At 70.3% G+C, this 10,577-nt stretch carries 11 protein-coding genes; 5 read left to right on the top strand and 6 right to left on the bottom strand.

Annotation, left to right across the window (positions count from 1 at the left end; genetic code table 11):
• Nucleotides 1-93: 93 nt before the first annotated feature.
• The 6 genes from PKE79_RS13330 to PKE79_RS13305 all read right to left on the bottom strand — a co-directional run bounded on the left by PKE79_RS13330 (nucleotide 94) and on the right by PKE79_RS13305 (nucleotide 5,445).
• The gene (locus PKE79_RS13330; protein ID WP_271174192.1) at nucleotides 94-975 is read right to left on the bottom strand and encodes an RNA polymerase sigma-70 factor; all 882 of its coding nucleotides are present in this window, start codon (nucleotides 973-975) and stop codon (nucleotides 94-96) included.
• Nucleotides 972-2,198, bottom strand: a complete 1,227-nt coding sequence (locus PKE79_RS13325; protein ID WP_271174191.1) for an NAD(P)/FAD-dependent oxidoreductase — start codon at nucleotides 2,196-2,198, stop codon at nucleotides 972-974. Before PKE79_RS13325 ends, PKE79_RS13330 begins: the two co-directional genes overlap by 4 nt.
• Before the next feature lie 108 nt (nucleotides 2,199-2,306).
• Nucleotides 2,307-3,038, bottom strand: coding sequence for a hypothetical protein (locus tag PKE79_RS13320; RefSeq protein ID WP_271174190.1), 732 nt, complete (start codon nucleotides 3,036-3,038; stop codon nucleotides 2,307-2,309).
• The gene (locus PKE79_RS13315; protein WP_271174189.1) at nucleotides 3,035-3,946 is read right to left on the bottom strand and encodes an ABC transporter ATP-binding protein; all 912 of its coding nucleotides are present in this window, start codon (nucleotides 3,944-3,946) and stop codon (nucleotides 3,035-3,037) included. The genes PKE79_RS13320 and PKE79_RS13315 overlap by 4 nt, the downstream gene beginning before the upstream one ends.
• Before the next feature lie 14 nt (nucleotides 3,947-3,960).
• The gene (locus tag PKE79_RS13310) at nucleotides 3,961-4,332 is read right to left on the bottom strand and encodes a GntR family transcriptional regulator (protein ID WP_271174188.1); all 372 of its coding nucleotides are present in this window, start codon (nucleotides 4,330-4,332) and stop codon (nucleotides 3,961-3,963) included.
• Between the two features lie 96 nt (nucleotides 4,333-4,428).
• Nucleotides 4,429-5,445: a LacI family DNA-binding transcriptional regulator gene (locus PKE79_RS13305; RefSeq protein ID WP_271174187.1), complete on the bottom strand. Its 1,017-nt coding sequence runs from the start codon at nucleotides 5,443-5,445 to the stop codon at nucleotides 4,429-4,431.
• A 159-nt stretch (nucleotides 5,446-5,604) separates the two neighbouring features.
• On the opposite strand from PKE79_RS13305, the gene PKE79_RS13300 reads away from it, so the two are divergent.
• The 5 genes from PKE79_RS13300 to PKE79_RS13280 all read left to right on the top strand — a co-directional run bounded on the left by PKE79_RS13300 (nucleotide 5,605) and on the right by PKE79_RS13280 (nucleotide 10,573).
• Complete coding sequence (locus PKE79_RS13300; protein ID WP_271174186.1) at nucleotides 5,605-6,828, top strand: ABC transporter substrate-binding protein; 1,224 nt, start codon at nucleotides 5,605-5,607, stop codon at nucleotides 6,826-6,828.
• A gap of 62 nt (nucleotides 6,829-6,890) precedes the next feature.
• The gene (locus tag PKE79_RS13295) at nucleotides 6,891-7,808 is read left to right on the top strand and encodes a carbohydrate ABC transporter permease (protein WP_271174185.1); all 918 of its coding nucleotides are present in this window, start codon (nucleotides 6,891-6,893) and stop codon (nucleotides 7,806-7,808) included.
• A gap of 10 nt (nucleotides 7,809-7,818) precedes the next feature.
• Nucleotides 7,819-8,673: a carbohydrate ABC transporter permease gene (locus tag PKE79_RS13290; RefSeq protein WP_271174184.1), complete on the top strand. Its 855-nt coding sequence runs from the start codon at nucleotides 7,819-7,821 to the stop codon at nucleotides 8,671-8,673.
• Between the two features lie 29 nt (nucleotides 8,674-8,702).
• The gene (locus PKE79_RS13285) at nucleotides 8,703-9,476 is read left to right on the top strand and encodes a ThuA domain-containing protein (protein ID WP_271174183.1); all 774 of its coding nucleotides are present in this window, start codon (nucleotides 8,703-8,705) and stop codon (nucleotides 9,474-9,476) included.
• Complete coding sequence (locus tag PKE79_RS13280) at nucleotides 9,473-10,573, top strand: Gfo/Idh/MocA family protein (protein WP_271174182.1); 1,101 nt, start codon at nucleotides 9,473-9,475, stop codon at nucleotides 10,571-10,573. The genes PKE79_RS13285 and PKE79_RS13280 overlap by 4 nt, the downstream gene beginning before the upstream one ends.
• The last annotated feature ends 4 nt before the right edge of the window (nucleotides 10,574-10,577 follow it).

Below are 10,577 nucleotides of genomic sequence, written 5' to 3'. Positions count from 1 at the left end.
GGTTCAGAGCGGATGCGGTAGCAGCTCCACTCTGCCGGGAGGTTCTCGTCACATCAGGGAAGCCAGATCAAACAACGTCCCTGAGCAGTACAGCTAGCGCGAGAGCGCCGTCTCGGTCGCGATGCGCGAGAGCTTCTCGGGGTTCCGCACGTAGTAGAGCCCCGTGACGAGCCCGTCCTCGACGCGCAGCGCCAGGGCTCCGTCGACCTCCCCGTCGACCGACAGCAGCAGCGCCGGCGTGCCGTTGAGGTCGGCGGGCGCCGAGGTCAGCACCCCGCCGTGCTTCGCCATGCCGCCCGTGAGCAGGCGCACGACGCGGTCGGCGCCCACGATCGGGCGCACCGCGGCCTGCTTCCGGCCGCCGCCGTCGGCGATCATGACGACGTCGGGCGCAAGCACGTCGAGCAGCGCCTGGAAGTCGCCGGCCTCGATCGCCCGCTGCATCGCCGCGACGGCGACGCGCGCCTCGCGCGTCGACACCGTCTGCCGGGGGCGACGGGCCTCCACGTGCGCCCGCGCGCGATGCGCGATCTGGCGGATGGCCGCGGGCGACTTGTCGAGCGACTCCGCGATCTCGGCGTAGTCGAACCCGAACGCCTCCCTCAGCACGAACACGGCCCGCTCGGTGGGTGCGAGCGTCTCGAGCACGACCATGAGCGCCATCGACACGCTCTCGGCGAGCTCGACGTCCTCGGCGACGTCGGGGGTCGTCCGCAGCGGCTCGGGCAGCCACTCGCCGACGTAGGTCTCCTTGCGGCGGCTCAGCGTCCGGATCTGATCGAGAGACAGGCGCGTGACGATCCGCACGAGGTACGCGCGCTCGTCGCGAACCTCGTCCCGGTCCACACCCGACCAGCGCAGCCAGGCCTCCTGCAGCACGTCCTCGGCGTCGGCGGCCGAGCCGAGCATCTCGTACGCGACGGTGAAGAGCAGGTTGCGGTGGCGGACGAACGCCTCGGTCGCGGCGGTGCTCATGCCGCGCTCGCCGCCGGGCGCTCGCCGCTCTCGCGGAGCCGGCCCGCGCCATCCGCCGCCGCGCGCACGCGCTCGGCGCGCCGGCCGTCCTTGACCGGCCAGCGATGCGTGCCGGGTCGGCGCGCCTCGGCCCTGATCTGCGAGATCGGGCTCTTGCACGCCTCCTCCTTGAGGAGCGCGCCGAGTCTCCCGGGCACGTGCAGCCGGATGGCGGTGTCGTCGAAGCGCGCGAACTGGAACACGCCGAAGCGGCGCCCGAGGCTCACGCACATCGCCGCGATGCCGCGGTCGAAGCCGGCGGGCGTGCCTCCCGCGATCCGCTGCAGCACCGTGTCGGCCGCGTGCGACCCGAGCGGCAGCGCGGCCTGGCAGCTCATCCGCAGCGGCACGCCCTGCGGCGAGGCCGCGTCGCCGGTCGCGACGATGCGGTCGTCGTCGATGCTCGTGAGCGTCTCGTCGGCGAGCAGTCGGCCGTCCGCGTCGGTCGAGAGGCCGCTGCGGCGCGCGAGATCCGCGGCCGCGAAGCCCGCGGTCCAGATCGTGACCGCGCTCGGCATCGAGCGCCCGTCGGCGAGCTCGACGGATGCGCGCGTGACGCGCACGGCCGTCGTCCCCTCGAGCAGCCGCACCCCGAGGCTCTCAAGACGGCGGCGGATGGTCCGGCGCGCGCTCTCGTGGCTGTACGGGCTGAGAACGCGCCCGCACACGAGCGTCACGCGGCGGCCGAGCTCGGCGAGCTCCGCGGCGGTCTCGATGCCGAGCGGGCCCGAGCCCACGACGACGAGGGGCGCGTCGACGGGAGCGCTCCCGAGTGCCGCGCGCACCCGCTCGGCCTCCTCGAGCGTCGCGAGCGGGAGCGCGTGCTCCGCGGCGCCGGGCATCTCGAGCGGCCCGCTCGTGCTGCCCACGGCGTAGACGAGGTAGTCGTACGCGAGCGGCTCGCCCTTCTCGAGCACGAGCCGTCGGCGGGGCGCGTCGATCTCGGTCACGGTGTCGACGACGAGGCGGACCCGCTTCGCGAGCAGGTCGCCGAAGTCGACGACGGCGTCATCCGATCCGCCCACGAGCTGGTGGAGGCGCACCCGCTCGACGAAGCGATCGCGCGCGTTCACGAGCGTCACCGCCACGTCGTCGCGGCGAGTGAGGCGGTTCGCTGCCAGCACTCCCGCGTAGCCGCCGCCGATGACGACGACCTCGGTCCTGCGTCCCGTCACGTTCCCCATGATGCCTCCTCTGTCGAGCCTTCGACATGGAGACGCCGGCGGAGGCAGATGTGTGACAGGACGCGGCGATGGCCGCCTCCCTCGGGAAGCGGCCATCGCCATCCGCGGTCAGGCGGGCATCCGCCGCAGCGTCGCGTACGATCCGGCCGCGAGCACCGCACCGAGCAGCAGGCCCCACAGCGACAGCCCGACGGCGCCGCTCTGGATGACCCAGGCCCCGACCTCGGGCCAGGCCTGCTGCCACGTGATGAGCGCGGCGACGCCCACGAGCAGGAGCACCGAGGCGAGGATCGCGACCGTCAGCATGGCGGGCCCGAACCGCTTGTAGATCGTCGCGAACCAGAAGCCGACCGTGAAGAACAGCATGGTGAGCACGAAGAACGTGAAGCCGGCGCCGAGGGCGCCCGCCTCCCACACCCAGTCGAGGTACGCGAAGTAGCCGTTGATCCCGTATCCGCCGGTCGCCTGCTCGAAGAGGCCGATGGCGACGAACACCGCCGAGAGGCCGAGCGCGCTCACGGCCGCGGCGATCATCGAGCCGAGGAAGAACTCGCGCCGCGTGAGGCTCATCGCCTGCGAGAACGGGAAGGTGAGCGTCATCGCATACGCGCCCACCACCGCGAAGTACCACATCGGGGCCTGCGATCCGCCGCCGTACTTGGGGCCGTCGACGCCGGCGCCCTCGAGGATCAGGTACACGAGCAGGGTCACGAGCCACGCACCGCCGAGCACGATCAGCGGCACCCAGATGAAGGTCTGCGTGTTGATGAACTGCAGGCGCACGACCTTGAGCGTGCGGCCGTGCGGCGTGACGTGCTCGGGTGTCGAGAGAGCGGTCATCGGAGTGCTCCTTCCTGGGCGCCGGCGCCGGTGTGCGCGGAGGTGCGCTGCGTGCGCCGGACGATGAGCTGCTGCAGGGAGACGGGGGCGAGGTCGAGGCCCGCCGCCGCGAGCTCCGCCCGCTCGGCGTGGTCGATCGGGCCGAGGAAGGTGACCGAGGTCACGCGCCCGAGGCTCTCGCGGTGGATGACCTCCCGGCCGCGGATGGCCGCCTCCACAGCGGCGGCGTCGCCGACCACGTTCGTGGCCTGCGCGCGGGCGTCGTCGGTCGACTCGTCCATGATGATGCGGCCGTCGTCGATCACGAGCACGCGCTCGATGAGGTTGGCGACCTCGTCGATGAGGTGGCTCGAGAGGAGGATCGTCCGCGGGTGCTCGGCGTAGTCGGCGATCAGCCGGTCGTAGAAGATCTGCCGCGCGACCGCGTCGAGCCCGAGATAGGGCTCGTCGAAGAACGTGATCTCGGCGCGCGAGGCGAGCCCGATGATGACGCCCACGGCCGAGAGCTGACCGCGGGAGAGCTTCTTGATCGTGCGCTTGAGCGGCAGCTGGAAGTCGTCGACGAGGGCGTCGGCGAAGTCCTGATCCCAGTGCGGGAAGAACAGCCGCGCGGCGGCCAGCGCGTGACGCGGGGTCGCGTCGTCGGGGTACTTCTGGCTCTCCCGCACGAAGCACATGCGGCTGAGCACGTGCGCGTTCTCATAGGGGCGCTCGCCGAAGACGCGCACCTCGCCGCTCGTGGCGAAGTTCTGGGCCGTGAGGATCGACATGGCGGTCGTCTTGCCGGCGCCGTTGCGGCCGAGGAAGCCGTAGATCGTGTCCTTCTCGATGTCGAAGCTGACATCGTCGAGGGCGAGCTTGTCCTTGTAGCGCTTGGTGAGGTTCCGGACCTCGATGACGGGGTTCATGGTGTCCTTCTCGATCACGAAGAGGCGGTCTGGGCGGCGTGCTCGCGCACGAGGTCGGCGACGTCGTCGGGCCCGAGCCCGAGCTTGCGGGCTTCGACGAGCAGGGGCTGCACGTAGCGGTCGGCGAACGCGCTGCGCCGCTCGCCGAGCAGCAGCTCGCGCGCCCCCGGGGAGACGAACATGCCGATGCCGCGGCGCTTGTAGAGAACTCCCTTGTCGACGAGCATGTTCACTCCCTTCGCGGCGGTCGCCGGGTTGATCCGGTAGAAGGCGGCGAGCTCGTTCGTGGACGGCGCCTGCGCCTCTTCGGCGAGGCTCCCGTCGACGATCGAGTCCTCGACCTGCTCGGCGATCTGCACGAACAGGGGCTTGCCTTCTTCGATCACGGCGACCTCCGGTTGGTCGGTTAGTTACTCGACTAATGAACCATGGAAGCAGGCGCGCGTCAACCCCTCTTCGAGAGGGATCTCGGATGGCTGCGGTCAGCGGCGGGGAGCGCGCGCGACGGAGGCGCCCTCGCCCGGCGTGCAGGGGATGAGCGTCTGCGGCAGCGGGCGGTCGGGCTCGTTGATGCGCTCGATGATCGCGTCGACACCGAGTCGGCCGAGCTCGGCGGCGGGGGAGTCCATGTGAGTGAGGACGGGCTCGGCCATCGAGGCCATGTGCGCCGATGTCCCGATCGAGATGATCGACAGGTCGTCGGGCACCCGCACGCCGTGCTGCGCGAGCCCGATGGCGAGCCCCGGCGCGGCATGCTCGTTCATGAGGATGATCGCGGTCGCGTCGGGGTGGTGCTCCACGAGCTCGGCGGCGAGGAGGCGACCGGCCGCCGAGTTCTCCCCGCAGGTCAGCGTCGTCGCCGTGAGTCCCGACTGCGCCATGGTCTGGAGATACGACTCGCGGGCGCGGGCCACGCCTCCGTGCGCGACGAAGCGCTTCTCGGTCGCGCCGGAGATGTAGAGGATCGACGTGTGGCCGAGCGCGACGAGCTCCTCGATCGCGGTCTCGACCGAGGAGGCGAAGTCGACGTCGACCCAGGCCATCCCCTCCGGATCCTGCGTGCGCCCGATGAGGGCGAAGGGCGTCCGCCCCTCCTTGAGGCGGTCGACTCGCCCGTCCTCGAGCTGGACCTCCATGAGGAGCACGCCGTCGACGAGGCCGCTCGCGGTGAGCTCTGTGATCTCCGCGGCCTCGTTGTGGGCGGGCCAGAGCACGAGCGTGTACCCGCGCTCGCGCGCGCGGTCGGCGGCGCTCGTGAAGAACGTCATGGCCGTTCCGCTGAGGTTCCGCTCGAAGGCCGGGTAGAGGAGCGCGATGATGTCGGTCCGCCCGCGGGCGAGGGCGCTGCCGGCGTGGTTCCGCGAGTAGCCGAGCTCGCGCATGGCTGCCTCGACGCGCTCGCGGGTGTGGGGGAGGACCTTCTTCGAGCCGTTCACGACGAAGGAGACAGTCGCGATCGACACGCCCGCGCGCTCCGCGACCTGCTGCATCGTGGCCATCCGATCATCCTCCTCTCCCGAGATCGAGCCGGGGCAAACCGTGGGGTTGACAACTTACCGCTCCCGAACCCATACTCTTTCACACAGCATCTAAGCGCTTAACCGCCCGAAGGGAAGCGCTGGATCCGCCCCCGCCACCGCGTACGAAGGAGTATCGCCATGCGCACCAGGACCCGCGCTCTCACCGCCACCGCGGCCCTCGCCGCCGTCCCCCTCGCTCTCGCCGCGTGCAGCGGCGGGGCAGGCGGCGGCCAGGGCTCCGGCGACGCCGACACGCTCACCGTGCTCGACTACTACAACAACGAGCCCGACAAGACCCTCGTGCAGGAGGCCCTCGACACCTGCGCCGCCGAGGTCGGCGTCGAGCTGGACCGCGAGACCGTCCCCGGCGCCGACCTCATCCAGACCGTGCTCCAGCGCTCGTCGTCGCGCACGCTGCCCGACGTGCTCATGCTCGACAACCCCGACGTGCAGGAGATCGCCGCGACCGGCGGACTCGCGCCGCTCAGCGACTTCGACGTCGACACCTCGGGCTTCGCGCAGGGGATCCTCGACGCCGCGACGTACGAGGGCGAGGTCTACGGCATCGGGCCGGCCGTCAACACGCTCGGCCTGTTCTACAACGTGACCGCGCTCGAGGAGGCCGGCATCGAGCCGCCGAAGACGTGGGACGAGCTCAAGGACGCCGCCGCCAAGCTCACGCAGGGCGACCAGTACGGCATCGCGTTCTCGGCCATCGCGAACTACGAGGGCAGCTGGCAGTTCCTGCCGTTCATGTGGACGAACGGCGGCGACGAGACCGACCTCACGAGCCCCGAGGTCGCCGAGGCGCTGCAGCTGTGGGTCGACCTCGTCGAGTCGGGATCCGCCTCGCCGAGCGTCGTCAACTGGAAGCAGGGCGACGTCAAGGACCAGTTCGTCGCGGGCAAGGCCGCGATGATGATCAACGGCCCGTGGCAGATCCCCGCGCTCGCCGAGACCGACGTCGAGTGGGACTCGGTGCAGGTGCCCGTGAACGAGGAGGGCCAGACCCCCGTGGCTCCGCTCGGCGGCGAGGTGTGGACCGTCCCGCAGACCGGCGACGAGGCGAAGCAGGCCAAGGCGGCTGAGTTCGTCGAGTGCATGTCGAGCCCCGACATCTCGATGTCGCTCGCCGAGAGCCGCTACCTCGTGCCGACACGCACCGACCTCATCGACGCGTACGTCGAGCAGGTGCCCCAGATGGCCGCCTTCGCGGAGCAGATCAAGGACGCCCGCGCCCGCACGGGCAAGCTCGGCGAGGACTGGCCGGAGGCCGCCACCGTGATCTACGACGCGATCCAGCTCGCGATCACCGGCAAGGCCACGCCGGCCGAGGCCTTCGAGCAGGCCTCGCAGGGCTGATCCACCATCCGTCGTCCGGCCGGGCGCGCGAGCGCTCGGCCGGCCCGAGGAAGAGGACGCTGATGACCTCGATCCCGTCCACCGCGCGACGTCCGCGCCGACGGCTGCAGCGCGACGACTTCGTCAAGGCGCTCTTCGTGATCCCCGCGGGGGTCTACATCCTGCTGTACTTCGGCTATCCCATCGTCAAGAACCTGATGATGAGCTTCCAGGAGTACACGACCAAGACCTTCTTCACGGGCGAGGCGCCCTGGGTCGGCCTCCAGAACTACGTCACGGCGGTCACGAGCAACCTCTTCTGGCCGGCCATCGTCAACACCCTGCTGTTCACGCTCGGATCGCTCGCGGGCCAGTTCGTGATCGGCCTCGCGCTCGCCGTGTTCTTCCAGAAGCGCTTCCCGCTGAGCGGCTTCATGCGGGCGATGCTCCTGCTGCCCTGGCTGCTCCCTCTCATCGTCGCGAGCGCGACGTGGCGATCGATCCTCGATCAGGACAGCGGCATCCTCAACCAGTTCCTCACGGCGATCGGGCTGAACGCCGTGCCGTGGCTCACGAGCCCCGACGTCGCGCTCATCGCGGTCATCCTCGTGAACATCTGGGTCGGCATCCCGTTCAACGTCACGCTGCTCTACGGCGGGCTGCAGGACATCCCGGGCGAGCTCTACGAGGCCGCGTCGCTCGACGGCGCCACGGGGTGGAAGGCGTTCTGGCACATCACGCTGCCGAACCTGCGCGCCGTCATCGGCGTCGTGCTCGTGCTCGGCGTCGTCTACACGCTCAAGGTGCTCGACGTGATCCTCGGCCTCACGGGCGGCGGGCCGGCGAACGCGACGCAGACGATCGCCATCCGCTCGTACCAGACCTCGTTCATCGACTTCGAGTTCGGCGTGGGCGCGGCCTTCAGCAACATCCTCATCCTCATCTCGCTCGTGTTCGCGTTCGTGTACCTGCGCGGCACCCGCAAGGCCGTGGACGAGTAGGGAGACGACCATGACCACCGCACTCATCACGGTCGACCCGCGCGCCGCGCGACGGGCCGGAAGCCGGCGTCCGCTCATCTACACGGCGCTCGGCCTGCTGTTCCTCGGCATCATGCTGTTCCCCGTCTACTGGATGGTGAACGCGTCGCTGCAGCCGTCCGGCAACACGCTCAACGCCGCGCTCATCCCGCTCGAGCCGAGCTTCGCGGGGTACGAGCGCGCGATCGCCGACCAGGGCCGCAACCTCCTCACGAGCCTCATCGTGTCGGTCGGCGCGGTCGTCGTGAGTCTCGGCATCGCGGCGCCGGCGGCGTACGCGCTCGCGCAGTTCCGGTACCGCTGGATCAACATCGCGCTGCTCGTCATCCTCATCGCGCAGATGATCCCCGGCATCGTCATCGCCAACGCGCTCTATGCGGCGTACAACGACCTCGGGCTGCTCAACACCGTCGCCGGGCTCATCCTCGCCGACGCCTCGCATGCGATCCCGTTCGCGATCCTCGTGCTGCGCGCGTTCATGATGAACGTGCACCCCTCGATCATCGAGGCCGCGCGCGTGGATGGCGCTGGCCAGTTCCGCGCGTTCTGGTCGATCGTGCTGCCGGTGTCGAAGAACGCGCTCATCACGGCGGGCCTGTTCGCGTTCCTCTTCGCGTGGAGCGACTTCCTCTTCGCCCTGACGCTCACGACGACGCCCGACATCCGCCCGGTCACGCTCGGCATCTACCAGTACCTCGGCACGCAGGTGTCGAACTGGAGCGCCGTGATGGCGACGGCCGTGCTGTCGTCGCTGCCGGCGATCCTCCTCCTGCTGCTCGCGCAGCGCTACATCGCCGCCGGGGCGATGGGCGGCGCGGTCAAGTAAGCCTCCGGAACCTCTGAAAGGACACATCGATGACGAACAACCCGATCCGCGTGATCGTCTGGGGCGAGAACCGCCACGAGCAGGTGCAGCAGAACGTGCGCGACATCTACCCCGACGGCATGCACACGACGATCAAGGAGGGCATCGAGGAGAACCTCGGCGACCGCGTGTCGGTGCGCACCGTGACCCTCGACGACCCCGAGCACGGTCTCACCGAGGAGGTGCTCGCCGAGACCGACGTGCTCGTGTGGTGGGGGCACGCGGCCCACGGAGAGGTGGCGGACGAGGTCGTCGAGCGCGTGCACCAGCACGTCCTGGCGGGGATGGGCCTGCTCGTGCTTCACTCGGGGCACTGGTCGAAGATCTTCGGGAAGCTCATGGGCACGACGTGCACGCTGCGGTGGCGGTCGAAGGACGACCGCGAGATCGTGTGGACGGTCGACCCGACCCACCCGATCGCGCAGGGCGTGCCGCATCCGTTCATCATCCCCGCGCAGGAGATGTACGGGGAGTTCTTCGACGTGCCGGCCCCCGACGAGCTCGTGTTCCTCTCGACGTTCTCGGGCGGCGAGGTGTTCCGCAGCGGCATGACGTACCGCCGCGGCTACGGCAAGATCTTCTACTTCAGCCCGGGCGACCAGGACTACCCCGTGTACCACCAGGCCGAGGTGCGCAAGGTCATCGCGAACGGCGTCGCGTGGGCGCAGACTCTTCGTCCGGAGCGCTCGGTGCCGACGCTGCTGCGGTACGAGACCGAGGACTTCTACAACGGACGCGGCTACGAAGGGGCGATGCACAATTGACCGGACAATCGGATGGCCGCCTGCGCGTCGTGCAGGTCGGGGCCGGCGGGATGGGCCGGGCCTGGATCGGGGCGATCACCGCCTCGGATGAGACGGAGCTCGTCGGGCTCGTCGACCTCAACATGACGACCGCGCACGACGCGCTCGCCGACGCGGGCCTGACCGACGTCGCCGTGGGCACGTCGGCGGCAGAGGTCGCGCGCGCGGTCGGCGCCGACGTCGTCGTGAACGTCACGGTGCCTGTCGCCCACCTGCCCGTGAATGTCGAGGCGCTCGCCGCGGGCTACCCCGTGCTGTGCGAGAAGCCGGCGGCGCCGACCGTCTCGGACGCCCTGCGCCAGGCGGCCGCCGCCGAGGTGCACGGCCGCCTGCTCATGATCAGCCAGTCGCGCCGGTACTTCGACGGGCTGCGCGCCCTCAAGCGGCAGACCGAGCGGCTCGGCGAGATCGGCGCCGTGACGACCGACTTCTTCCGGGCCCCGCACTTCGGCGGCTTCCGCGAGGAGATGGAGCACGTGCTCCTCGTCGACATGGCCATCCACCAGTTCGACGCCGCGCGGTATCTCATCGGCCGCGACCCGGTCGCGGTGTACGCCGAGGAGTACAACCCGAGGTGGAGCTGGTACCGCGGCGACGCGAACGCCGTCGCGGTCTTCGAGTTCGAGGGCGGGGCGCGCTACACCTACAGCGGGAGCTGGTGCGCGCCGGGGCTCGAGACCTCCTGGAACGGCCGGTGGCGCATCAGCGGCGAGGCCGGATCGGCCGAGTGGGATGGCGATGGCGCGCCGCGCGCGGAGATCGGAGTCGGGTCGGTGGAGCAGGAGCTCGACACGGCTCCCGAGCAGATCGAGGGCTCGCTCGCCGAGTTCGTGGCCGCCGTGCGCGCGGGGGAGACGCCCTCGACCGACGCCCGGTCGAACGTCGCGAGCCTCGCCATGGTGGAGGCGGCTGTTCGCTCAGCCTCGACGGGCCGCCGCGTGCGCATCGCGACGGTGATCGAGGAGGCGTACGAGGCCGCGCTCGTCGACGAGAAGGATGACGCGGTGCGCGAGGTCCTCGAGCACTGGCGCGCCGAGGTGCTCCTTCCGCGTCGGTGAGCGA

Source organism: Microbacterium barkeri, assembly GCF_027921765.1.
GTDB classification, from domain to species: domain Bacteria; phylum Actinomycetota; class Actinomycetes; order Actinomycetales; family Microbacteriaceae; genus Microbacterium; species Microbacterium barkeri.
The sequence above is the reverse complement of the archived record's forward strand: the minus strand, read 5'-3'. Positions and strand labels throughout refer to the sequence as shown.